This window comes from Streptomyces sp. NPDC059994, from assembly GCF_042737755.1.
Lineage (GTDB): Bacteria > Actinomycetota > Actinomycetes > Streptomycetales > Streptomycetaceae > Streptomyces.
The window spans coordinates 24,658-48,174 of sequence record NZ_JBHWUR010000055.1 but is presented as its reverse complement, the minus strand read 5'-3'; the positions used below and the strand labels follow the sequence as shown (position 1 = coordinate 48,174).

Below are 23,517 nucleotides of genomic sequence, written 5' to 3'. Positions count from 1 at the left end.
GTGATGCGCGTTACGGCCCGTCCGCCGCGGCACGGCGGTAACGGACGGGGGGGGGCCCCGCACATCGACGGGGGCCCCTCCTCGTACAGCTGCGTACGTCAGTGACCCGCACCCGTGCTCGCCGTGCCCGACGGCTTGCCGCCCTTGCCGGGGGTGTTCGACGGCTTGCCCGAGGGCTTGCCGCTCGCCGGGGCGCCCGGCGTCGTGGACGGGGCGCCGCCCGGAGCGCCCGGCGTGGCCGCCGGGGGCTTGGGGAGCTCGCTGGGGCCGTAGCCCTCGAAGAAGCTGGTGGCGGGGACCACGAACGCGCGCAGCGTCACGCCGCCGGTCCTGCTCAGCTGGAAGGTGACGGGCTGGGCGTCGCCGTTCTTGGCGGCCTCCTTGCCGTTCTCCACGACGGCGGACGCGTTGTCCTTGCCGCCGAGGAGCAGCGAGCCGTGCGCGGGGACGGTGAGCCCGCTCTGGCCCTTGCCGGGGGAGAGCTTCACCGTGGCGCCCGAGGCCGCGAGCTTGACGGCGTCGAGCGTCTGCGGCTTGTCGCCGTTGTTGAACACGGTCGCCGTGATCACGGCGGGCCCGGCCGCGTCGGCCTTGGGCTGCGTGAGGACGGTCGCGTTCTGGATCTTGATGTCACCCACCTTGACGGCGGCGTTGTCCGGCTTCACTTCGAGCGTCTGCGCGTCGTTGCCCGCCGAGCATGCGGCGAGAGAGGCGAGCGAGAACGCGATGGCAGAGGCGGCGAGGGCGCCGCGTCGAAGGCTGCGGCTCACGGCGGCGGCAACTCCTTGGACGTAAGGACATCTAAAGGACGGCTAAGTCTGTGTCAGCTGGCTTAGGTTACCGAGCCGTCCCCACGAGCCCGCACCCGACCCGCCCCTCGGCGCGGGTCCGCCGCGCCCGGACCCGTACGCCGTTCGCCCCGCATCCGCCGAGCGCGCCCCCAGAACCCTCCCCGGAACCCCCGTGAGACGTCCGCACCCGCTCTGATCTCGGTGTTTCGCGCGCCGTTCACATATCGCCGGTGATCAATTCTCCGGACCGCCACGTATTCCTTACCGAAAACCCCCCGGCCCGGGTCCGTTGATCAATTCACGAAAAAGTCCCGGTCACGCCGAACGGGTGACCGATCACCGAACGGAGCAGTGGAAGTTCACCGCTTGGAACCCGACAAAACGGGATGTTTAGACCACTTGAGGGGGGTTGCGAAGAGTGTGACGGGCATGTTTCCCTGCCCCCGAACAGCCGCTCCGACCTGCGAATACCCCCTCCCGTGAGCCCTCCGCAGCACGTTCCTGTTGCTGTTGTCAAGCCCCGAGATATGCCCTGACCTGCGAAAACGCCATTCAGAACAGGCTGTTCTCGTGTTACCCTGGATAGCCACGGAAGGGGTACCTGTCACATGACGTTCAAGGTTGGCGACACCGTGGTCTATCCCCATCACGGGGCCGCGCTGATCGAGGCCATTGAGACTCGCCAGATCAAAGGCGTGGACAAGACCTACTTGGTGCTCAAGGTCGCCCAGGGCGACTTGACGGTACGCGTACCCGCGGACAATGCGGAGTTCGTAGGCGTACGCGATGTGGTCGGGCAGGACGGGCTGGACCGGGTCTTCGAGGTGCTGCGTGCACCGTTTGCGGAAGAGCCCACCAACTGGTCCCGTCGCTACAAGGCGAATCTTGAGAAGCTCGCCTCCGGCGATGTCATCAAGGTCGCCGAAGTAGTGCGCGACCTGTGGCGTCGTGAGCGCGAGCGCGGACTCTCCGCGGGTGAGAAGCGCATGCTCGCCAAGGCGCGCCAGATTCTGGTGAGCGAGCTGGCACTCGCTGAGAACACCAACGAAGACAAGGCCGAGGCCCTTCTCGACGAGGTCCTCGCGTCCTGACACTGGTAAGTCCGGGGGCTTCGCCTCCCGGAGGACCAGCATTGCCGCGGTGCCCGCTGACCAGCAGTGAACCTACTGCTGCGTCGCCGGGCGCTGCGGCATGTTCGGACATCATTCGTACGCCCGGCACCCGCAGCGGCGTGCCGGGCCGGGCGGAGTGCCCGACCGGTCGTCACGGAAGGGGCCGGTCAGGGCGTTGAGCCAGCTTGCTGAGGCCATACCCATGTCGCCGAAGGACACAAACCTTGTCTGAGGAAACGCGCGTTTTCCGCACGGCCGCCGTGATTCCCGCGGCCGGCCGCGGCGTGCGGCTCGGCCCGGGCGCCCCCAAGGCGCTCCGCACGCTGAACGGCACGCCCATGCTCATCCACGCCGTACGGGCGATGGCCGCCTCCCGCGCCGTCTCGCTCGTCGTCGTCGTGGCCCCGCCCGACGGCGCCACCGAGGTGAAGAACCTGCTGGCCGAGCACGCGCTGCCGGACCGCACCGACTTCCTCGTGGTGCCCGGCGGCGAGACCCGCCAGGAGTCCGTCCGGCTCGGCCTGGACGCGCTCCCGCAGGGTATCGACGTGGTCCTCGTCCACGACGCGGCCCGCCCGCTGGTGCCGGTCGACACCGTCGACGCGGTGATCGAGGCCGTACGGGACGGGGCCCCGGCCGTCGTCCCCGCGCTGCCGCTCGCCGACACCGTCAAGGAGGTCGAGCCGCACGCCGACGGCACCCCCGAGCCGGTGCTCGCCACGCCCGACCGTGCCCGGCTGCGCGCCGTCCAGACCCCGCAGGGCTTCGACCACGCCACCCTGGTGCGCGCCCACGAGAGCGTCACCGGCGACGTCACGGACGACGCGTCCATGGTCGAGCGGCTGGGCCTGAAGGTCGTGGTCGTCCCCGGCCACGAGGAGGCCTTCAAGGTCACCCGCCCGCTGGACCTTGTCCTGGCGGAGGCGGTCCTGGCCCGCAGGAGGGCGAACGATGGCTTCTGAGGCGCCTCCGGCACAGCAGCAGGTCGCGGCCCCCGGCGGCAGCCCGCAATGGATGCTGCCGCAGGTGGGCATCGGCACCGACATCCACGCCTTCGAGGAGGGCCGCGAGCTGTGGTGCGCGGGCCTGCTCTGGGAGGGTGAGGGCCCCGGCCTCGCGGGCCACTCCGACGCCGACGTCGTCGCCCACGCCGCCTGCAACGCCCTGTTCTCCGCGGCCGGCCTCGGCGACCTCGGCGCCCACTTCGGCACCGGGCGCCCCGAGTGGTCCGGCGCGTCCGGCGTCACGCTCCTCACCGAGGCCGCGCGGATCGTCCGGGCCGCGGGCTTCGGCATCGGCAACGTGGCCGTCCAGGTGGTCGGCCCCCGCCCCAAGATCGGCAAGCGGCGCGAGGAGGCGCAGAAGGTGCTCTCGGACGCGGTCGGCGCGCCCGTCTCGGTCTCCGGCGCCACCACCGACGGCCTGGGCTTCCCCGGCCGCGGCGACGGCCTCGCCGCGATCGCCACGGCGCTGGTGTACCGGACCGGATGAACACCTTCCGGCGGCGGCCGGAAAAGCTCGGCGGATACTCGCCGTAAAGCTCGCCCGAAAGCCTGCCGCAAAGCCCGCCGCAAAGCCCGCCGGAAAAGCTTCTGTCACACTTCGGTGCCCGGTGGCCCGAGGGTCGCGGGGCACTGCTACGGGCCCACTACCCTGGAGTGGTGACTATTCGCCTGTACGACACCAGCGCCCGGCAGATCCGTGACTTCACCCCGCTCGTGCCGGGCTGTGTCTCGATCTACCTCTGTGGCGCGACCGTGCAGGCCGCCCCGCACATCGGGCACGTCCGCTCCTACCTGAACTTCGACATCGCGCGCCGCTGGTTCCAATACCGCGGCTACGACGTCACGTTCGTCCGCAACGTCACCGACATCGACGACAAGATCATCGCGAAGTCGGCCGAGCAGGGCCGCCCTTGGTGGTCGATCGGATACGAGAACGAGCGCGCCTTCAACGACGGCTACAACGAGCTGGGTTGCCTGCCGCCCACGTACGAGCCGAGGGCGACCGGGCATGTGCCCGAGATGATCGAGATGATGCGCGGTCTGATCGAGCGCGGTCACGCGTACGAGGCGGACGGCAGCGTCTACTTCGACGTGCGCTCCTTCCCCGGCTATCTGGAGCTGTCCAACCAGAACATCGACGACCTGCTCCAGCCCGACGAGGGCGTCGCGGGCAAGCGCGACCCCCGCGACTTCGCCATGTGGAAGGCGACGAAGCCGGGCGAGCCCGACTGGGAGACGCCCTGGGGCCGCGGCCGTCCCGGCTGGCACCTGGAGTGCTCGGCGATGGCCCACAAGTACCTGGGCGGCGCCTTCGACATCCACGGCGGCGGGCGCGATCTGATCTTCCCGCACCACGAGAACGAGATCGCCCAGGCCAAGGCGTACGGCGACGCGTTCGCCGCGTACTGGATGCACAACGCCTGGGTCACCATGTCCGGCGAGAAGATGTCCAAGTCGCTCGGCAACTCGGTCCTCGTCTCCGACATGGTCAAGCAGTGGCGCCCGATCGTCCTGCGCTACTACCTGGGCACCCCCCACTACCGCTCGACCATCGAGTACAGCGTGGAGGCCCTGCGCGAGGCCGAGTCGGCTTTCGCGCGCATCGAGGGCTTCGTCCAGCGCGTCGTCGAGAAGGCGGGGGGCGCGGTCGAGCCCGCGGCCGAGGTCCCGCCCGCGTTCGCCGAGGCGATGGACGACGACCTGGGCGTCCCGCAGGCCCTGGCGATCGTCCACACCACGGTCCGCCAGGGCAACAGCGCACTGGCCGCCGACGACAAGGAAGCGGCCGTCGCCCGGCTCGCCGAGGTCCGTGCGATGCTCGGTGTCCTGGGCCTGGACCCGCTGGACGCCCACTGGGCGGGCGAGGCCGACCGCGGCGAAGATCTGCACGGGGCCGTCGACACGCTCGTACGGCTGGTGCTCGAACAGCGCGAGGCGGCCCGCGCCCGTAAGGACTGGGCCACCGCGGACGCCATCCGCGACCAGCTGACCCAGTCCGGCCTGGTCATCGAGGACAGCCCCAGCGGCCCCCGCTGGACCCTCGGCCCCCGCTGACGGGGAAGCGCGATGTGCCGCCCGGGCGACTGCGCGGCACACTTCATATACGTACGTACGCAGGACCCACGGACGCCACGACGCCCCGTAGGTCGCAGAATCACGGAAACAGGTAGGTCATGGCCGGGAACAGCCAGCGCAGGAACCGCCGCACGTCCAACAAGAAGGGCGCGACGGTCGGCAGCGGTGGCCAGCGGCGCCGGGGTCTGGAAGGCAAGGGCCCCACGCCGCCCGCGGAGGAGCGCAAGAAGCACAAGAAGAACCGCATCGCCACCGCCAAGGCCAAGCAGGCGGCGACCCGCCGCCCGGCCCCGCGCCGCGGCGGCCCCAAGGGCACGTCCGAGATGGTCGTCGGCCGCAACCCGGTCTTCGAGGCGCTGCGCGACGGCGTCCCGGCGACCACGCTGTACGTGCAGCAGTACATCGACAACGACGAGCGGGTGCGCGACGCGCTCCAGCTCGCGGGCGAGCGCGGCAACATCAACCTGATGGAGGCCCCGCGCGCCGAGCTCGACCGGATGACCAACGGCCTCAACCACCAGGGCATGGTCCTCCAGGTCCCGCCGTACGAGTACGCGCACCCGCAGGACCTCCTGGAGGCGGCGTACGACAACCACGACGAGCCGCTGATCGTCGCCCTCGACGGCGTCACCGACCCGCGCAACCTCGGTGCGATCGTCCGCTCCACCTCCGCCTTCGGCGGCCACGGCGTGGTCGTGCCCGAGCGCCGGGCGGCCGGTATGACGGCCGGCGCCTGGAAGTCCTCGGCGGGCACCGCGGCCCGTACGCCGGTCTCGCGCGTCACCAACCTGACCCGCGCCCTGGAGGAGTACAAGAAGGCCGGGGTCACGATCGTGGGCCTGGCGGCCGACGGCGAGCACACGGTCGAGCAGCTGGAGGCGCTGGGCGGCCCGGTCGTCATCGTCATCGGCAGCGAGGGCAAGGGCCTGGGCCGCCTCGTCGGCGAGACCTGCGACTACCGGGTGCGGATCTCGATGCCGGGCGGCGCCGAGTCGCTGAACGCCGGTGTCGCGGCGGGCATCGTGCTGTACGAGGCGGCGCGCCGCCGCAAGGGCTGACACCCCCGTACGCCTGACGCCCGTCCGGCGTAGGTGATCTTGACGGGCCTCGGACAGATCGGGCCCGTCAAGGCAGTGTCCTAAACCTCCATCACTCGGTTAGATGAGTGTGGACACCAGAACGCCCCGGCCCGGGTTCGACGATCAGCCTGCCCTGAGTATGGTCAAGGTGGACTCGGACCCCGCGCAGGTCATCGTCAACCACGCCAGTTTCCGGGTGCATTTCGCCCCGAAGGCCCAGCCGAAGCGCCTGGCGAGGATGCCGGCCGGGCAGCGGACGGCCCGCCGCCGGGCCCCGGTGGTGTGGACCGGCCGGGCGGCGCCCGGGGCGACCGGCCTGCTCCAGGCGGTGCGCGGCCTGGACGCGCCGGGCACGGGGCTCGACGCGGGCGCCACCCAGGTCATCCCGCGCACCGGCGAGGACACCAGGCCGACGCCGGTCGTGGTGGGCCCGCGCTCGCCGCTCGCGGACTCCGGCGGCGGTGCGGAGTCGGCCCTGCTCCAGGCGGTCCGCCAGAGCCCGCACGGATACGCCCAAGGGGCGTACGGGGGCGGCGGCTTCGACGAGTTCGAGCGCGGCTACGAGGGCGACGCCTTCGGCGGGTCCGACGTGCCCGACGGCCCCGCCACACGCGGGCAGCGGCACGGCGTGGACCAGGTGCGGCACGCGTACTACCCGGGCCGCCGGATGAACCTCGGCGTGGTCCTGCTCCCGCTGCGCGTCTTCCTCGGCTTCATCTCCGTGTACGCGGGGATGGGCAAGCTCTGCGACCCCGTCTACTTCGACGGCGGCGAGCGCGGCTCGATGATGAAGTGGCTGAACTCGCTGCACCCGTGGGGCCTCGCCGAGCCGCTGCGCGACTTCGCGCTCCAGCACCCGGTCGGGGCGGGCCTGTCGGTGGCCTTCGTCCAGATCGTGGTGGGCGTACTGACCATGATGGGCCTGTGGCAGCGGATCGCGGCGGTGTTCGGGGCGCTGCTGTCGGCGGCGCTGCTCCTGACGGTGAGCTGGCAGACGGTCCCGGCGTACGACGCGCCGGACTTCATCTACCTGGCCGCCTGGTCCCCCCTGATCACGGCGGGCGCGCCGGTGTACTCGCTGGACGCCCGCCTCGCCGGCGAGGCCTGGCGGCGCCTCGGCCCGCGCTCCACGCTGTGGGAGCTGCGGCGGCGGGTGCTGCGGCGGGGCACCGTCATGGCGACGGTCCTGGTCGGCCTGACACTGCTGATCGGCTCGCTCCTGGGCGGCGCGGTCCGCTCCACCGAGATGGTGACGGTCCCGGGGCCCAACTCCGACCCCACCAACTACCTGCCGGGCACCCCGCTGGCGCCCACGCCGCACGCTCCGGTCGTACGGCGCCCCGGCTCGCCCAAGCCGTCCGCGAGCGGGTCGGCCAAGCCGTCCGCGAAGCCGTCGAAGCGGGCGGCGTCCAAGGCGGTACGGCAGCCCGGGACGGTCGGGGGTGTGCCGAGCCAGACGTCCCAGGGCACGACGGGCCACAAGCCGCCGCCGTCCCGCCACCAGGCGCCGGCGGCGCCGCCGTCGACGAGTTCGGGGCCGACGTCTACGGGGGGTGCGTCGACTCCGTCGGGGGGGACGGGGTCTACGGGGGGTAACCGGAACCCGATCGGTGGGCTGCTGGGCTGACGGGGCTTTGTTCCCCCGCCCCGCCCCTTCCCGCTGTGACATGTGCGGCTCCGCCGCGTGGCCTCCGGGTGGGGGAGGGGCGGAGGTTTCCCGGGGGCTGCTCCCTCGGACCCCGTTGCGGGGCCTGCGGCCCCCGCATCTTGTGGGGCTTCGTCCCGGCCCCCTGTTTGGCTGCGGGCTGTGTGTGGCTGGTCGCGCAGTTCCCCGCGCCCCTCAGCCACCTCCAGCCTCTCCGGCGTTTGAGGAGCGGGGGGCAGGGAGCGTAGCTCCCGCCCTTCAGGGGCGCGGGGAACTGCGCGACCAGCCCCCACCCACCCGCAGACGAGCGGGGTCCCGGGGCGAAGCCCCAGCAGGGGTGCAGGGGCGCGACCCCGCCCGGGGGCACGGGGGCGTAGCCCCCGGGAGAACCACCTGGGGCCAAAACCCCTCAGTGGCCGCCCGCCGCCAGTTCCTTCGCCGCCTCCGTCAGGTCCTTCGCCGTGTCGATCGCGCGCCAGTACGCCCCGTGCGGCAGCGGATAGCCGGCCAGGCGGCGCTCGCGGGCCAGGCGCGGGAACGTGGTGCGCTCGTGGTCGCCCCGGTCGGGGAGGAGAGCGGTGAAGGCTGACGAGAACACGTACACGCCCGCGTTGATCAGGTACGGCGACGGCGGGGACTCGATGAAGTCCGTGATGTGGCCGAAGGCGTCCGTCTCGACGGCGCCCCAGGGGATCCGCGGACGCGCCAGCGCCAGCGTGGCCGTCGCGTCGCGCTCGCCGTGGAAGGACGCCATCTCGCGCAGGGAGAAGCGCGTCCAGATGTCGCCGTTCGTGGCGTACCACGGCTGATCGGGGTGCGGCAGGTGCGCGGCCGCGTACTTGAGGCCGCCGCCCCGCCCCAGCGGCTCGTTCTCGACGACCGTCGTGACGCGCAGCGGCAGATCCGCCGAGTCCAGCCACTCCTGGAGCACACCGGCGAGATGGCCGCAGGAGATCACGGCGTCGGTGACGCCCTCCGCGGCCAGCCAGGCGAGCTGATGGCCGATGATCGGGGTCCCGGTGCCCGGGATCTCGACCATCGGCTTGGGGCGGTCGTCGGTGTACGGACGCAGTCGTGAGCCCTGGCCGCCCGCCAGGACCACGGCCTGCGTCGGGAAGGTCGAAGTCGTGCTCGCAGTCATGCGGTGAACGATAAGCGGTACGGCGGAGCCGGGGTCGCTCAGGACTCCTGGGCCACGCCCGACGCGAACGACGTGTCGCAGACGGGGCGCGAGTACGACTGGGCCTTCACGGGCCCGTACTGCTCCACGGCGGCCCGTCCGAGCGCCCGCGCGATCGACATGCAGTGCTGGGCGAGCGAGGGGCGCCGCTCCACCTCGCGCTGGAGGTGGGTGAGGGCGGTGCCGGGGTCCTTCTCCTGGAGTTCGACGAGGAGCGCGTCGCGCAGGAGGTCCTGCGGGGTGCGCGGCTTCGCGCGTACGGAGACGTCCTCGGAGGAGGCGGTCAGCAGCTGCGAGTCGCTGGTCCCGGCCCAGTTGACCCGGGTGACCGCGAGCGTCCCGGAGAGGACGAGGACGACGGGCAGGACGAGAGCTAGGGTGCGGCCGATTCGGCGGGCTGTGTGCGTCACGGAGGCGAGCGTAGCGGGGGGTGATGACTTGGCGACATTCAGTCACCCGGTCGGGGGATGGTTCGAGGGGCGTTTCGAATTCCGTGTTGACGAACGCAGTTCGAAATGGGCGGTCTGCCGGGGTATTTGTCGACAGCCGCCCGCCGGGCCCCGCAAGAGAAGAGCTCGGCAAATGAAGAGCTCGGCATATGAAGAGCCCCGCACCCCGGTAGGTGGGTGCGGGGCCGGCTGACGTGCCGCCGTACGTCAGTCGCTGAGGCGCTCGCCCGTCGAGGTCGAGAAGACATGCGTCTCGCCGGGGCGCGGGACCACGTGGAGCTGGGTGCCCTTCTCGGGGACCGAGCGGCCGTTCACGCGGACCACGAGGTCCTTCTGCTCGCCGCCGACCTCGGCCGTGCCGTACACGTAGCCGTCGGCGCCGAGCTCCTCCACCACGTTCACGGTGACCGCGAGGCCCGCCGGCTCCGCGTCGGAGTCCTTCGAGAGAGACGCCAAGGACGCAGCCACACCGCCGTTGTGCTCGACGATGTCGAAGTGCTCGGGGCGCACGCCGACCGTCACCGTGCGGTCGCCCCTGTCGGCGGCCGCGGACAGGGCCTCGCGGCTCACCGGGACCACGCTGTTGCCGAACTTCACTCCGCCGTCGGTGATCGGGACCTCGACGAGGTTCATGGCGGGGGAGCCGATGAAGCCCGCGACGAAGAGGTTGGCCGGGCGGTCGTACATGTTGCGCGGCGAGTCGACCTGCTGGAGCAGCCCGTCCTTGAGGACCGCCACGCGGTCGCCCATGGTCATGGCCTCGACCTGGTCGTGGGTGACGTACACCGTGGTGATGCCGAGGCGGCGCTGGAGCGAGGCGATCTGCGTACGGGTCGAGACGCGGAGCTTGGCGTCGAGGTTCGACAGCGGCTCGTCCATCAGGAAGACCTGCGGCTCGCGGACGATCGCGCGGCCCATCGCCACGCGCTGGCGCTGACCGCCGGAGAGCGCCTTGGGCTTGCGGTCCAGGTACTCGGTGAGGTCGAGGATCTTCGCCGCCTCCTCGACCTTCTTGCGGATCTCCGCCTTGTTGACCCCGGCGATCTTCAGGGCGAAGCCCATGTTGTCGGCGACGGACATGTGCGGGTACAGCGCGTAGTTCTGGAACACCATCGCGATGTCCCGGTCCTTCGGCGGGAGGTGGGTGACGTCGCGGTCACCGATGCGGATGGCTCCGCCGTTGACGTCCTCCAGGCCCGCGAGCATCCGCAGGGAGGTGGACTTTCCGCAGCCCGAGGGGCCGACGAGGACGAGGAACTCGCCGTCCTCGATCTCGATCTCAAGCCCGTCGACCGCGGGCTTGGTGGAGCCCGGGTAGATCCGGGTCGCCTTGTCGAACGTGACAGTGGCCATGGGAGACCTGTCCCTTCACCGGCAGGAACGTGCCGGACGATCCGAGTAGAGGGAGAAGTGGTGTAGTCCACCTGAGTGGGCTGCCGGAGACGCTACCCGCCGATGTCCGATCTGTCAGCAGGTGGGAGAGGGGAACTTCCTGGAGCTCCCGATCGTGCTCTGTGTAGAGTGAGGGAGCCCTCGCGTGGGGGTGCGATCGCACACGCTGCCGCCTTAGCTCAGTTGGCTAGAGCGCTTGACTTGTAATCTTGAGGTCGTCGGTTCGATTCCGACAGGCGGCTCCACCGAAACACCGCGTAACACCGTGTCCCGGACCTTCCTGGTCCGGGACAATTGTGTTTCAAGGGGTGTGAGGGAAAAGGGGGTCGGGGAGTCGTATGAGTCGTCGTTCCAGCGGGCTGGCCGGGGTGTGGGCGGAGGCGCAGCGGCAGCAGCAGCGCCAGCAGGAGGCCCAGCACCGGGCGTCGGTCCAGCAGCAGCGGCAGCGGGAGCGCCAGCAGCGGGAGTACGAACGGGATGCCGCGCGGGTCCACCGCGAGCAGCGGGCGGCCTACCGGCAGAGCCGGGAGGCGGACGCCCGGCAGCGCTCGCAGGAGCTGGACGCGCGCGTGGAGGCGCTGACGGGGCTGCTGGCGGCGGGGTGCGCCGAGCCGCCGTTCCGTACGACGGGTCTGCTGCGGGAGGAGGCCGTCGAGCCGTTCGCGCCCGGGGCGCTGGCGCAGCCGGTGGCGATGCCGGACCCGGCGCGCTACCAGGCCCAGGGCGGCTGGCGCCGCGCCCACGCCCAGCAGGAGGCGCAGGCCGCCTACCAGCGGGACTGGGACGCCGCGCAGCTGGCCGAGACCGAGCGGCGCCGCCACCTCGCCGACTACCGGGCGCGGTACGAGTCGTGGGCCCAGGGGCAGCTCGCCGAGGTCCGGGGCCACAACGCGGGTGTGGCCGACCTGGTGAGCGGATTGCGGGCGGGCGAGCCCGACGCGGTCGTCGAGTACTTCTCGGCGGCCCTGTACGCGGCGTCGGCGTGGCCGGAGGGCTTCCCCCGCCAGGTGTCGTGCGCGTACGACCGGGGTGCCCGGCAGCTGGTGGTCGACTGGGAGCTGCCCGCGCTCGACGTGGTCCCGGCGGCCAAGTCCGTGCGGTACGTGGCGAGTACGGACGAGGAGCGCGAGTCCGCCCGCCCGGTCTCCCAGCGGCGCGCGCTGTACCGGGACGCGCTGGCGCAGAGTGTGCTGCTGGTGGTGCGGGACCTGTTCGCGGCCGACGAGTTCGGCGTACTGGAGTCCGTGGCGCTCAACGGCTTCGTGGACGACGTCGACCCGGCGACGGGCCGGCGGGCGGAGATCTTCCTGGCGACGGTGATGGTGGACCGGCCGGCGTTCCAGGGCCTGAACCTGACGCAGGTGAGCGCGGTGGACTGCCTGGTGGAGGCGGTGCGCGGCCAGCTGTCGGCCCGCCCCGACCAGCGGACGGCGGTACGCCCGGTGCGCCGCCCGGAGGACGTGGGCTCGGGCGTCCTCTCGCACGGCGCCGACTCCTCGCACTCCACCGAACCGGACCTGTTCCTGATGGACCCGATCGAATTCGAGTCCCTGGTGGCGGAGTTGTTCCGGGCGCGCGGGATGGGGGCGGTGACCACGCAGCGCTCCAACGACGGCGGGGTGGACGTGGAGGCGGTGGACCCCGACCCGATCAGTGGCGGCCGGATCATCGTCCAGGTCAAGCGCTACCGCAACACGGTCCCGCCGACGGCCGTCCGGGACCTGTACGGCACGGTCCAGGGCGCCGGGGCCAACAAGGGCGTCCTGGTGACGACATCGGGCTTCGGCCCCGGCTCGTACGCCTTCGCCCAGGGCAAGCCGCTGACGCTGGTGTCCGGGGCGGAGCTGGTGGACCTGCTGCACGAGTGCGGGCTGCGGGGCCGGCTGGGGGAGCGCCCGGTGCCGGCCCAGCGGGGCCCCTCGGACACGATCCCGGACACGCTGGTGGACGTCTCGGCGGGAGTGCCGGTGGACCTGCCGGACGCCGACGAGTCCGCCGACTCCGCCGACTCCGACTTCAACGTCCTGGGCATGACGTGGACCGGGTCCGTCGTCCTGGACGTGTGCGCGCTGGTGTGCGCCGGGAGCCGGGTGCTCGACGACGACCACTTCGTCTTCTTCAACAACCGCGAGATACCCGGGGGTTCGGTTCGGATGGTGCCCGGAGCGCTGGGCGACCGGGCGGCGGTCCGGGTGGCGTTCGACGCCCTGCCGCCCCGGGCGGACCGCCTGGTCCTGGTCGCCTCGGTCGACCCCGAGGCGAACCCGGACGCGGACCTGGCCGGCTTCACGGACGCGGGCATCCGCCTGCGTGACGCGGCGGGCACGGAACTGGACCGCCTGGAGGTCTCGGACGGCCGCACCGGCGAAACGGCCCTGGTCCTGGGCTCGTTCCGACGCCGGTCGGGCGACGACTGGGACTTCGTGGTGGGCGGACGGGGGTACCGGGGCGGCTTGGAGGAGCTGATCGGGGACTTCGGGATCGAGGTGGAGTAGGCCCCACCCCGCCCCCTTTCCTGAACCCCCCGGGGACGGCGGGGATGAGCGTGGGAGTCCGCCCGGGGTGCCGCCCCGGACCCCGGGCGGGGGCTCCGCTCCCGCACCCCCTCGCGGCCGGCCCGGCGGCCCCTCAGTGCCGCCCGGAAAGCCGGTCGGCCAGGACTGCGATGCGGTCGGTGCGCGCCGCGTGCCTGGTCAGCTCGCGGCGGTCCGCCTCCCGGTACGCCGCGTACATCCCCTGTACGCCCAGCCAGCGGAAAGGTTCCGGCTCCCAGCGGCGGACCTTGTGGTTGACCCAGGGGAGCGTGGTCAGGTCGGTGGGGCCGGACTGGCCGGAGTCCTGCTGGACCAGGTCGCGCAGGGTGCGGGCGGCGAGGTTGGCGGTGGCCACGCCCGAGCCGACATAGCCGCCCGCCCAGCCGAGCCCCGTCGAGCGGTCCAGGGTGACGGTGGCGCACCAGTCGCGCGGCACCCCGAGCACCCCCGACCAGGCGTGCGTGACCTCGACCCCGGCGAGCTGGGGGAAGAAGCGGAGCAGGATCTCGCGCAGGGCCTCGATCGTCTCCGGCTGCGTACGGCCGTCGTTGTCGGTGCGGGAGCCGAAGCGGTACGGCACGCCGCGCCCGCCGAGCGCGATCCGGCCGTCGGCGGTGCGCTGGGCGTACATGTACGCGTGCGCCATGTCGCCCAGCGTCTCGCGGCCCTCCCAGCCGATCGTCTCCCACAGCCCGTCCGGCAGCGGCTCGGTGGCGATCATGGACGAGTTCATCGGCAGCCAGGCGCGGCGCTGGCCCTTCAGGGACGCGGTGAACCCCTCGGTGCAGCGCAGGACGTACGGGGCGCGGACGGTGCCGTACGGAGTGACCGCGTGCTTGGGGCGGATCTCCGTCACCGGGGTCGACTCGTGGACGGTCACGCCCAGCGCCTCCACGGCCGCCGCCAGGCCCTTGACCAGCTTGACGGGGTGGATGCGGGCGCCGTGCGGGGTCCAGGCGGAGCCGACGGCCCCGGCGACCCGGATGCGCGCGGCCGTCTCACGGGCTCCGAGCAGCAGCCGGTCCTTCTCGCCGAATGCGAGCTCGGTGGTGTGGAAGGCCTTGAGTCGCTCCGACTGGGCGGGGGTATAGGCGACTTCAAGTACCCCGCCCTGGTGGACGTCCGCGTCGATCGACTCCTCGGCGGCGGCCCGCACGACCTCGTCGACCGTGTCGTTCATGGCCCGTTGGAGGCGTACGGCGGCCTCGTGGCCGTGCAGCTTCGCGTACCGGTCGCGGCCCGCGATGCCGTTGTAGAGCCAGCCGCCGTTGCGGCCGGAGGCGCCGTAGCCGCAGAAGCGGGCCTCCAGGACGGTGATGTTGAGGAAGGGGACGGCCTTCTTGAGGTAGTACGCGGTCCACAGCCCCGTGTAGCCGCCGCCGACGATGACGACGTCCGCCGTCGCGTCGCCGGTCAGGGGCTCGCGGGGGGCGGGGATGCCGTCCTGCGCGTACCAGAAGGAGATGCCGCCGTTGATCGTGCGCGTGCTCATGGGGCTTGTTGGTACACCGCTGGATGAGGCCTGTCCAGATGCGGAATCCGCAGGTACGGAATCCGCAGGTACGGAATCCGCAGCCGGGGACGGGGGCCGTGCGGGACCTTCGTCCCTATGGGGTGGGGACCTTCGGCGGGTCCAGCCCCACCGTCCTGATCGACGCCAAGCGTCCGCCGGGCGTCGGCTCGGCCAGCCTCGACGCGGACGCCTTCGCGAAGGTGCTCAAGGACGCCGGTATCTCCTGACGGTCTCCCGTGCCGCCGCCGCCGGACTCCAGGGCGCGCCCCGGCCCCGTACGAGCGGGTAGCAGGCGAGCCCGACGAGTACGGACGTGAAGTGGCCCAGGTCCGTGAAGGTGCGGCCGGTCAGGAGCGGGGTCCCGTACAGGACGAGGACACAGGCGGCGTACACGTATCGCCAGGGAGCCGCGATCCGGTAGGTCAGCACACCGACGACGCCCGCGAGGGCGTAACTGACGCCCACATCCAGGGTGTTGACTGCCGAGTGCGGGGCGACGCCGTGGTGCACCGCCCACAGCAGCGCGCCCTCGCTGAAGTAGGTCGCGAGCACGTGCGCGAGGACGACGACCGCGAGCCAGCGGCGGGTGCCGAGCCAGCGTTCGGCCTGCGCGTGGAAGACGGAGTAGAGGACGGCGTACGGGAGCCAGTGGCCGCCGTCGATCCACAGGGCGCTGGTGATGAGTACCCGTACGGGATCGCTGGACAGCTCATGGATGTTGGTGGAGCGCTGCCGCAGGAAGTCCTCCTCGAACTCCGGCGACATGTGGTGCAGGGCGATGGTGGTGACGAACAGGACCGCCAGCCAGAAGTACGTGCCGGGGGCGCTGCGGACGTAACGCCGCCCGGCGTGCACCGCGCGGCGCGGGCGCGGTCCCGTCCGGAGGAATCGGCTCATGGGCCGATTCACGCACGTGGGTAGGGTCGGGCGGGTGATCGACATCCCGGCGGGCCGGTCGCGACGCGGACGAGAAGCAACGGCGAGGCGGGCCGCGCCTTCGTGGCCGCGCTGCCCGGCCGGGCGGAGGAGTTCCTGGTGCGCTGGGGCGGAGCAGGTGGAGGTGGCGAGGCGGTACGGGGCTGGTGAGGCCTCCTGGTGGGGCGGCCCGGGGGGCGTCCCGAGGGGCGTCCCGGGGGGGCGTCCCGGGGAGCGGAACGCCCGCGACCGCTCCGCCGCCCCCGGGCTACCCTGCGGCCATGATTCGTACCGCGACGCCCGAAGACGTCCCCGTCATCCACGCCATGGTCCGCGAGCTGGCCGAGTACGAGAAGTGCCCGGACGAGGCGCGGGCGACGCAGGAGCAGTTGCACGAGGCGCTGTTCGGTGAACACCCCGCGGCTTACGCGCACATCGCCGAGACCGACACCGGCGAGCCCGCGGGCTTCGCGCTCTGGTTCCTCAACTTCTCGACCTGGCGCGGGGTGCACGGCATCTACCTGGAGGACCTGTACGTACGCCCCGAGCAGCGCGGCGGCGGCCACGGCAAGGCCCTCCTGACCGAACTGGCCCGCATCTGCGTGAGCCGCGGCTACGGCCGCCTGGAGTGGTCCGTCCTGAACTGGAACGCCCCGTCCATCGCCTTCTACGAGTCGCTGGGGGCGCGACCGCAGGACGAGTGGACGGTTTATCGGCTTGCGGATGGGGCGTTGGGGGAGCTGGGGCGGGTGGAGTAGCCCGTCCTACCCGGCGGCTGGAGGCAGACCGTTGCGGGCTCGGTCGCAGTGCGCGCATACGTAACGCTTGCGGGCCACCCGCTTCGTGGCCGCCGGGTCATGGTGGATCTCGCAGACCCGCGACAGCTCGGAGTCCTCCGGCAGGTTCTCCTCGCGCCGTCAGCCTCCGAGCTCAGGTTCCCCTGCGGTCAAGCCCGGGCCAGCCGCAGGCTTCGTACCGCCAGTGTCGCCGCCTCTATCCCGCTCGTGAACGCGACCTCCGACAGCACGCCCGGCGCCGCCACCTGGTCGCCCGCGAGGAACACGCCGTGGCCGCGGTCGACCGCGGGGCGGTCGCGCCAGGTGGTGCCGGGCAGGTCGACCGCCCCCGTACGCCCGGCCGCGAGCGCGTCGCGGCGCCAGGCGATCCGCCGGCGCCAGCCCGCGAACGCGGCGTCCAGCAGCCGCTCCCCGCGCGCGACGCCGTCGGCCTTCGACTCGTGCGGGGCGATCGGGAACTGCGCCTGGAGCAGCTGGTGTCCGGCCGGGGCGAGGGTGCGGCCGGCGGCGGTGAAACGTTCGATCCAGCCCGGTGTCTCCAGGTCGGAGACGACGAACGGGTCGCCCCGGCGCGTACTGAGCCCCAGGTCGAGCAGGGCGGTGCGGCCGCTGGTCCAGCGCAGCGAGTCGTCGCCGAGCAGGCGCCGGGCGGCGTCGAGGGAGGTGGCGACGACGACGGGCCCGTGGTCCTCGGGGAGCGCGTCCACGCGCGCGGTGGTCTCCACGTGCACCCCCAGCTCCCACGCGCGCGTGGCCATCCGGTCGACGAGCGCGCCCCACCCGCCCACCGGATAGCGCGCCTCGGGCGGCAGCGCGGCGGCGCGGTGCAGCCGCTCCTGGACGAACGCGGCGGAGAGCGAGCCCGGGTCGTGGTGGAAGAGCGCGACGGCGGCGTAGTTGGCGGCGGCGCGGGCGGCCTTGGGGCCGACGACACCGGCGGCCCAGGAGGCGAAGTCACGGTCCACCGGGGCGGTTTCCGGACTCTGCCGGGCCAGCTTGAGCAGGGCCAGAGGCGGAGTGTGGCGCAGCGAGCCGTCCCAGTGGAAGCGGAACCGGGCGGCTTCGAGCGGCGGTACGGAGACGGCCTGCCCGAGCAGCCCGCGGTGTTTGAGCCAGGCCCAGTGCGGGCCGCCGTTGTAGAGCACGTGCGGACCGTCGTTGGTGAGGTACGGACCCTCGGCCGTACGCGCGCGTCCGCCCAGCGTGTGATGCGACTCGTACAGGTTCACCCGAGCGCCGGACTCGGCTGCGGTGATGGCCGCGGTGAGCCCGGCGAGGCCGCCGCCGATGACGGTGATCCGGTCCATGACGCTCTCCTGTCGCTGTACGGGCACTCATCGTTAGAGACGGAGTAAGGAGGGTGGAATGTGACAGGAAGGGGTGGGGCGGTTGTCAGTGGCGTGGTCCAGCATGGAGTCATGGCGAAGAGGGCGAGCGAAGTGACGACAGTGCGGCGTCCGGAGGTGCGGCTGCCCCCGCTGGCACCACACGGACCGGCGGAACTGGAACCGGAGGGCGACTACGACGGCCTGGAGTTCCGGAACCTGGACCTGTCCGGCCAGGAGGGCACCGGCGCCCGCTTCATGGACTGCGGGGTGTACGGGTGCGTGCTGGACGAGACCCGCCTGCCCGGCACCCGTTTCATCGACACGGTGCTCTCGGGCGTACGGGGCGTGGGCACGGACCTGTCGCGCGCGTCCCTGCGCGATGTGGAGATCCACGACGTACGCATGGGCGGCGTGCAGCTCCACGGGGCGGTCCTGGAGCGGGTCCTGATCCGCGGCGGCAAGATCGACTACCTCAATCTGCGCGATACGGATCTACGTGACGTGGTCTTCGAGAACGTCGTCCTGGCCGAGCCGGACTTCGCGGCGGCGCGCCTGGACCGGGTGGCGTTCGCGGGCTGCGAGCTGCGGGGGGCGGACTTCACGGGCGCCCGTATGAAGGACGTGGACCTGCGGGGCGCGGCGCTCCTGGACATCGCCCGGGGCGTGGACCGCCTGGCGGGGGCGGTGATCACGCCGTCCCAGCTGGTGGACCTGGCGCCGGCGTTCGCGGCGCAGGTGGGGGTGCGGGTGGTGGGGTGAGGGGGCCGCTCCGCCCTGCTCTGCCCTAGTCCACCAGACGCGGGAAGCGGGACTGGAGGGTCCAGATGACCGGGTTCTCGGCGAGGTCGTCGTGCATGTCGCTGAGGTCGGCGATCACGTCGTGCAGGAAGTCGCGGGCCTCGCGGCGCAGCAGCCGGTGGCTGAAGGTGAGCGGGGCCTCGTCGCCGGGCATCCAGTCGGCCTCGACGTCCACCCAGCCGAAGCGGCGCTCGAAGAGCATGCGGTCGGTCGACTCGGTGAAGTCGATCTCGGCGTACTGGCTCCGGGAGGCGCGGCTGCCGCGTGGGTCGCGGTCGAGCGCCTCCACGGTGTCGCAGAGCGCCCACGCGAAGTCGAGCACCGGCACCCATCCCCAGGCTGTGGACACTTCGCGGTCCGCCTTGGTGTCGGCGAGGTAGACGTCTCCGCAGAAGAGGTCGTGGCGGAGGGCGTGTACGTCTGCGCGGCGGTAGTCGGTTTGTGGGGGGTCGGGGAAGCGGTTGGAGAGGGAGTAGCCGATGTCGAGCACGCTCGATGGTCCCATGGCGGGGGCGGGGGCCCGTTCCTGAGCCCCCCGGTGGCCGGGTCCGGTCCGCACCCCGGGCCCCTCTTCACGAGGCTGGGCCCCGTGCCCCGGCTGGTCCGGCGGCGGGCCGGCGGTCGCACGCGGGGCTTCGCCCCGGCCCCCGGCGTCCGGCGGCGGGCCGGCGGTCGCACGCGGGGCTTCGCCCCGGCCCCCGGGGGTTTGCCCACCCTGCCCGCCCGTTGCTGGGGTCGGGAGGGCTCGGCTCCTGGGGGTTTCCCTCCCAGACCCGGGGTTCGTCTGCGGGTTCGGTGGGGGCTGGGCGCGCCCCTTCTTGGCCCGGTGTTTGGCTGCGGGCCGTCTGTGGCTGGGCGCGCAGTTCCCCGCGCCCCTTTCAGGCAGAACGGGGCTCGGGCACATTTCAGGCCCTCCGGCGGGTGAGGAACGGGGCCCAGGCACCTCCAGCCCCTCCGGCGTTTGAGGAGCGGGGGCAGGGAGCGAAGCTCCCGCTCCTTCAGGGGCGCGGGGAACTGCGCGACCAGCCACAGACGACCCGCAGACGAACGGGGGCCGGGGCGCAGCCCCGGCGGGGGTATCGGGGGCGGAGCCCCCGGGGTGACAGGGCGGTGCGGCCCTGGGTGGCCGCGCGGATCGCCGCGAAGAGCTCCTCCGGGCGCTCAGCCTTCAGCAGGCACCCCGTCGCCCCGGCGGCGATCGCCCGCGTGATGTCCGCGTCCGTGTCGTACGTGGTCAGGACGAGCACCCGCACCCCCGTCCCCGCGATCCGCCGCGTCGCCTCGACTCGCCTCGACCCCGTCGATGCCGGGGCCGAGCCGGAGGTCCATCAGGACGACCCTCGACGCCGCCCGCCAGGAGAACCAGCGCGTCTCGGTCGCCGTCGTCAACCGCGACGGCAACACCGTGGTCACCCTGCGCGGCGACGGCGCGGGCCCGCAGTCGTACGAGTCGGCGGAGCGCAAGGCGTACACGGCCGTCTCCTGGAACGCCCCCACGTCCGTGCTGGCCGGCCGCCTCGCCCAGGCGCCCCACCTCAAGGACATCCCCGGCACCCTCTTCCTCGCGGGCGGCGCGCCCGTCCAGGCCCAGGCCGCCCCGATCGCGGGCATCGGTGTCGCCGGGGCCCCCAGCGGCGACCTCGACGAGAAGTTCGCGCAGGCGGGCGTGGCGGCGCTGACGAAGTAACGTCCGCCCGAGGGCGGCGGGGCTGTCGCGGTAGCTGTTTCCAGCCTCGCCCCCGCATCCCCGAGCCCCCCGCGCGCCCCGCCCGTAGGATCGCCCTGTGGATCACCGCAGCGCGATACGCCGGCTCGCCCTCCCAGGCGCCGTCCTGCTCGCCCTCGGCGGCTGCACCGGCGGTGCGGGCAAGCCCGGGGCGGCGGGGGTGCGGGACGGGCTCTTCCCCAAGCTGGGCAACGGCGGCTACGACGTCGAGCACTACAGCCTCGCGCTCGACTACGACCCGGCCCGCAACCACCTCACCGGCACCGCCACCCTCACCGCCCGCGCCACCCGCGACCTCAGCGCCTTCAACCTCGACTTCGCGGGGATGGACGTGAACTCCGCGACGGTCGGGGGCGAGCGCGCGGACGCCGACCGGGCGGGCGACGAGCTGACCCTGCGCCCGGCGGACGAGATCGAGAAGGGCGCGCGGTTCCGTACGAGCGTGGCCTACTCCGGGACCCCGAAGACCCTCACCGACCAGGACGACTCGCACGAGGGCTGGCTGCGGACCGCCGACGGCGGCGCGCTCGCGCTCGGCGAGCCCGCCGGGTCGATGGCGTGGTTCCCCTCCAACAACCACCCCGGCGACAAGGCCACGTACGACATCAAGATCACGGTGCCCCAGGAGCTCACGGCGGTCTCCAACGGCGAGCTGAAGTCGAAGGTCACGGCGGGCGGTCGCACCACCTTCACCTGGCACACCGGCGAACCGATGGCGAGCTATGTGGCGACGGTGGCGATCGGCAAGTACGACGTCGCCAAGGAATCCAAGACACCGTCAGGACTGCCCGTCTACACGGCGGTCGACCCTGCCGTGCGGAAGAAGACCGCCGACGTGGTCGGCAGGCTCCCGGAGATCGTCGAGTGGGAGAAGGAGAACTTCGGGCCGTACCCCTTCTCCTCCACCGGCGTGATCGTCGCCCCCGAAGGCTCGGCCGAGTACGCCCTGGAGACCCAGAACCGCCCGGTGATCCCCGCCGACCAGCTTGACAACGAGACCCTCGTCCACGAGCTCGCCCACCAGTGGTTCGGGGACTCGGTCACGCCGAAGCGGTGGAAGGACATGTGGCTCAACGAGGGCTTCGCGACGTACGCGGAGTGGCTCTGGAGCGAGGACCACGGCGGCGAGTCGGCGCAGGCGCACTTCGACGAGGCGTACGCCAAGGCGGCCGACGCCGAGCTCTGGGCGTTCCCGCCCGCCGAACCGCCGTCGGCCGCCGAGGTCTCGCACGAGCCGGTGTACGAGCGCGGTGCGATGGTGGTCCACAAGATCCGCCGGGCCGTCGGCGACGACATGTTCTACGACATCGTGCAGGGCTGGACGAAGGAGCACCGGCACGCGAACGCCTCCACCGAGGACTTCACCCGGTTCGTGGAGGAGGAGTCCGGCAAGGACCTGACGGATCTGTGGGACACCTGGCTCTACGGGGACGGCAAGCCCAAGTCCCCGTAGAGCACCGCCCGGTGGCCGGTTACTTCACATTGACGGCGGTCCAGGCGGCCGCCACCGTCTTGTACTCGGTGCTGCTCGCCCCGTACAGGTCGGCCGCGGCCTGCAGGGTCGTGGTGCGCGCCTTCGCGTAGTTGGTCGTCGACGTCATGTACGTGGACAGGGCCTTGTACCAGATCTTGTACGCCTTGGTCCGCCCGATGCCGGTGACCTTGGAGCCGTCGGACGTCGGGGAGTTGTAGCTGACGCCGTTGATGACCTTCGCGCCGCTGCCCTCGGACAGCAGGTAGAAGAAGTGGTTGGCGACGCCGGACGAGTAGTGCACGTCCTTGTTGCCGACCGTGCTCGACCAGTAGTCGGCCGACTGGCCGTCCTTGCTCGGCTTGTCCATGTAGCGCAGCGGGGTGCCGTTGCCGCGGATGTCGATCTTCTCGCCGATGAGGTAGTCACCGGGGTCGCCGGCGTTGTTCGCGAAGAACTCCACCGACGTGCCGAAGATGTCGCTGGTGCCCTCGTTGAGGCCGCCGGACTCCTTGCTGTAGTTCAGCTTGGCGGTGGCGGCGGTGAGGCCGTGGCTCATCTCGTGGCCCGCGACGTCGAGTGCGGTGAGCGGCTTGAGGTTGTTCGCGCCGTCGCCGTACGTCATGCAGAAGCAGCTGTCGTCCCAGAACGCGTTGACGTACGCGTTGCCGTAGTGGACGCGGGAGTACGCGGCCTTGCCGTTGCCCGCGATGCCGTTGCGGTTGAGCTCGGCCTTGTAGAAGTCCCAGGTCACGGCGGCGCCGTAGTGCGCGTCGACACCGGCGGTCTCGCGGTTCTGCGGGGTGCCGTCGCCCCAGGTGTCGGTGGCCTTGGTGAAGAGGGTGCCGGTGCCTGAGGAGCCGTGCTTGAGGTCGTACGTCTTGTGCCCGCCGCGTCCGGCGTCCGTGAGGCTGTACGTGGTACCGGACTTGGACGTCCCGAGGGTGACCTTGCCCGAGTACTCGCTGGTGCCGGTCCCGGTGTCGATGGCCTCGTACGAGTAGAGCTCGGCCCCGGTCGTGGCGTCGGTGATGACGTGGCGCTCGCTGGGGGTGCCGTCGCGCTGGGTCCCCTTGAGGACGGCCTCGTACGCCAGGACGGGCGTGCCGTTGGCGGCCCAGACGACCTTGCGGGCGTTCGCGGGGGCGCCCTTGAGCGAGACGCCGGAGGTGGCGACGGCTATACGGGCCTCGGTGCCCTTGCTGACGCCCTTCAGGCTCCCGTCCTTCTTGGTGTGGACGACGAGGTCGCCGCCGAGGACGGGCAGACCGTCGTACGTACGCTCGTACCGCGTGTGCACGGTGCCGTCCACGTCCTTGACGACATCGCGTACGACCAGCGCCTCCTTGGCGCCGAGCCCGATCTGGCGGGCGGCGGCGGGGGCGGCGGCCTGAGCCTCTTGGACGGCGCCGGCGCGCTCGGCCACACCGAGCACGCGGGCGCTCGCGCCCGCCTCGCGGTCGGCGGCGCCGGCACTGGTACCGGACTGAACGCCGACGACGACCATTGCGGCAGTAGCGGCAAGAGCGGCGGCACGCAGGGAAGTTCTCACTGAGGGGTCTCCTTCACTCGATCCGTTGCGCGGTGGGGGTGCGCGGTGGGGGGTGGTGCGAGTGGGTGGTGCCCATGCAGGTGCGTGGGGTGCATCTGCGTGTGGTGCGTGGGGTGAGCGTGCCAGCAGATGACTACTTTTTGACAGGGTACCGA

General features: G+C 72.0%; 20 protein-coding genes, 1 tRNA gene and 2 pseudogenes. 13 read left to right on the top strand and 10 right to left on the bottom strand.

Annotated features, from left to right (window positions below; all coding sequences use genetic code 11):
• Positions 1–98: 98 nt before the first annotated feature.
• Positions 99–770 (bottom strand): DUF461 domain-containing protein, encoded by a 672-nt coding sequence (locus ACFWA7_RS24795; RefSeq protein ID WP_385547563.1) that lies wholly within the window; start codon positions 768–770, stop codon positions 99–101.
• Between the two features lie 629 nt (positions 771–1,399).
• Between ACFWA7_RS24795 and ACFWA7_RS24790 the strand changes: the two genes are divergently transcribed.
• From ACFWA7_RS24790 to ACFWA7_RS24765, 6 genes are all read left to right on the top strand, one after another.
• The gene (locus ACFWA7_RS24790; RefSeq protein WP_120722213.1) at positions 1,400–1,882 is read left to right on the top strand and encodes a CarD family transcriptional regulator; all 483 of its coding nucleotides are present in this window, start codon (positions 1,400–1,402) and stop codon (positions 1,880–1,882) included.
• Between the two features lie 245 nt (positions 1,883–2,127).
• On the top strand, positions 2,128–2,865 hold the full coding sequence (gene ispD, locus ACFWA7_RS24785; protein WP_385825235.1) for a 2-C-methyl-D-erythritol 4-phosphate cytidylyltransferase: 738 nt from the start codon (positions 2,128–2,130) through the stop codon (positions 2,863–2,865).
• A complete protein-coding gene (gene ispF / locus ACFWA7_RS24780; protein WP_385547557.1) occupies positions 2,855–3,394 on the top strand; it encodes a 2-C-methyl-D-erythritol 2,4-cyclodiphosphate synthase in 540 nt (179 codons plus the stop codon). The genes ispD and ispF overlap by 11 nt, the downstream gene beginning before the upstream one ends.
• Positions 3,395–3,564: 170 nt before the next feature.
• The gene (gene cysS / locus ACFWA7_RS24775; RefSeq protein ID WP_385547555.1) at positions 3,565–4,962 is read left to right on the top strand and encodes a cysteine--tRNA ligase; all 1,398 of its coding nucleotides are present in this window, start codon (positions 3,565–3,567) and stop codon (positions 4,960–4,962) included.
• 119 nt (positions 4,963–5,081) lie between these two features.
• On the top strand, positions 5,082–6,041 hold the full coding sequence (gene rlmB, locus ACFWA7_RS24770) for a 23S rRNA (guanosine(2251)-2'-O)-methyltransferase RlmB (protein ID WP_385547552.1): 960 nt from the start codon (positions 5,082–5,084) through the stop codon (positions 6,039–6,041).
• A gap of 103 nt (positions 6,042–6,144) precedes the next feature.
• Complete coding sequence (locus tag ACFWA7_RS24765; RefSeq protein WP_385547550.1) at positions 6,145–7,689, top strand: DoxX family membrane protein; 1,545 nt, start codon at positions 6,145–6,147, stop codon at positions 7,687–7,689.
• A 427-nt stretch (positions 7,690–8,116) separates the two neighbouring features.
• On the opposite strand, the gene ACFWA7_RS24760 is transcribed toward ACFWA7_RS24765, so the two are convergent.
• From ACFWA7_RS24760 to ACFWA7_RS24750, 3 genes are all read right to left on the bottom strand, one after another.
• Positions 8,117–8,848 carry an NDP-sugar synthase gene (locus ACFWA7_RS24760; protein WP_385547547.1) on the bottom strand — a complete coding sequence of 244 codons (732 nt, stop codon included), beginning with the start codon at positions 8,846–8,848 and terminating at the stop codon, positions 8,117–8,119.
• A gap of 38 nt (positions 8,849–8,886) precedes the next feature.
• Positions 8,887–9,297: a hypothetical protein gene (locus ACFWA7_RS24755; protein WP_371653435.1), complete on the bottom strand. Its 411-nt coding sequence runs from the start codon at positions 9,295–9,297 to the stop codon at positions 8,887–8,889.
• A gap of 246 nt (positions 9,298–9,543) precedes the next feature.
• Positions 9,544–10,689 (bottom strand): ABC transporter ATP-binding protein, encoded by a 1,146-nt coding sequence (locus ACFWA7_RS24750; protein ID WP_385547544.1) that lies wholly within the window; start codon positions 10,687–10,689, stop codon positions 9,544–9,546.
• A gap of 207 nt (positions 10,690–10,896) precedes the next feature.
• On the opposite strand from ACFWA7_RS24750, the gene ACFWA7_RS24745 reads away from it, so the two are divergent.
• A tRNA-Thr gene (locus ACFWA7_RS24745) sits at positions 10,897–10,973 on the top strand.
• Positions 10,974–11,066: 93 nt separating this feature from the next.
• Positions 11,067–13,223: a restriction endonuclease gene (locus ACFWA7_RS24740; protein ID WP_385547541.1), complete on the top strand. Its 2,157-nt coding sequence runs from the start codon at positions 11,067–11,069 to the stop codon at positions 13,221–13,223.
• Positions 13,224–13,356: 133 nt separating this feature from the next.
• On the opposite strand, the gene ACFWA7_RS24735 is transcribed toward ACFWA7_RS24740, so the two are convergent.
• Positions 13,357–14,754, bottom strand: a complete 1,398-nt coding sequence (locus ACFWA7_RS24735) for an NAD(P)/FAD-dependent oxidoreductase (protein WP_385547538.1) — start codon at positions 14,752–14,754, stop codon at positions 13,357–13,359.
• 38 nt (positions 14,755–14,792) lie between these two features.
• Between ACFWA7_RS24735 and ACFWA7_RS24730 the strand changes: the two genes are divergently transcribed.
• Complete coding sequence (locus ACFWA7_RS24730) at positions 14,793–15,002, top strand: hypothetical protein (RefSeq protein WP_385825233.1); 210 nt, start codon at positions 14,793–14,795, stop codon at positions 15,000–15,002.
• Here ACFWA7_RS24730 and ACFWA7_RS24725 read toward each other — a convergent pair.
• Positions 14,980–15,672, bottom strand: coding sequence for a rhomboid-like protein (locus ACFWA7_RS24725; protein ID WP_385825231.1), 693 nt, complete (start codon positions 15,670–15,672; stop codon positions 14,980–14,982). The two genes, ACFWA7_RS24730 and ACFWA7_RS24725, sit on opposite strands and share 23 nt — an antisense overlap.
• Before the next feature lie 299 nt (positions 15,673–15,971).
• On the opposite strand from ACFWA7_RS24725, the gene ACFWA7_RS24720 reads away from it, so the two are divergent.
• Complete coding sequence (locus ACFWA7_RS24720) at positions 15,972–16,448, top strand: GNAT family N-acetyltransferase (protein ID WP_385547529.1); 477 nt, start codon at positions 15,972–15,974, stop codon at positions 16,446–16,448.
• 188 nt (positions 16,449–16,636) lie between these two features.
• On the opposite strand, the gene ACFWA7_RS24715 is transcribed toward ACFWA7_RS24720, so the two are convergent.
• Positions 16,637–17,794, bottom strand: a complete 1,158-nt coding sequence (locus ACFWA7_RS24715; RefSeq protein ID WP_385547526.1) for an NAD(P)-binding protein — start codon at positions 17,792–17,794, stop codon at positions 16,637–16,639.
• A gap of 111 nt (positions 17,795–17,905) precedes the next feature.
• Here ACFWA7_RS24715 and ACFWA7_RS24710 point away from each other — a divergent pair, with 111 nt between their 5' ends.
• Complete coding sequence (locus ACFWA7_RS24710; RefSeq protein WP_385547523.1) at positions 17,906–18,574, top strand: pentapeptide repeat-containing protein; 669 nt, start codon at positions 17,906–17,908, stop codon at positions 18,572–18,574.
• A 25-nt stretch (positions 18,575–18,599) separates the two neighbouring features.
• Here ACFWA7_RS24710 and ACFWA7_RS24705 read toward each other — a convergent pair whose 3' ends face one another.
• Together ACFWA7_RS24705 and ACFWA7_RS24700 are read right to left on the bottom strand one after the other, a co-directional pair.
• On the bottom strand, positions 18,600–19,103 hold the full coding sequence (locus ACFWA7_RS24705) for a hypothetical protein (RefSeq protein WP_385547565.1): 504 nt from the start codon (positions 19,101–19,103) through the stop codon (positions 18,600–18,602).
• A gap of 511 nt (positions 19,104–19,614) precedes the next feature.
• Positions 19,615–19,966, bottom strand: a pseudogene (locus ACFWA7_RS24700) (response regulator transcription factor); the annotation flags it as partial.
• Between ACFWA7_RS24700 and ACFWA7_RS24695 the strand changes: the two are divergent.
• Both ACFWA7_RS24695 and ACFWA7_RS24690 read left to right on the top strand, forming a co-directional pair.
• A pseudogene (locus ACFWA7_RS24695) lies at positions 19,947–20,300 on the top strand (heme-binding protein); the annotation flags it as partial. The pseudogenes ACFWA7_RS24700 and ACFWA7_RS24695 overlap by 20 nt on opposite strands.
• A gap of 97 nt (positions 20,301–20,397) precedes the next feature.
• Positions 20,398–21,792, top strand: a complete 1,395-nt coding sequence (locus tag ACFWA7_RS24690) for a M1 family metallopeptidase (protein ID WP_385825229.1) — start codon at positions 20,398–20,400, stop codon at positions 21,790–21,792.
• A 19-nt stretch (positions 21,793–21,811) separates the two neighbouring features.
• Here the strand turns inward: ACFWA7_RS24690 and ACFWA7_RS24685 are convergent, their stop codons facing one another.
• Positions 21,812–23,317 (bottom strand): M4 family metallopeptidase, encoded by a 1,506-nt coding sequence (locus tag ACFWA7_RS24685; protein WP_385825237.1) that lies wholly within the window; start codon positions 23,315–23,317, stop codon positions 21,812–21,814.
• Between the last annotated feature and the right edge of the window lie 200 nt (positions 23,318–23,517).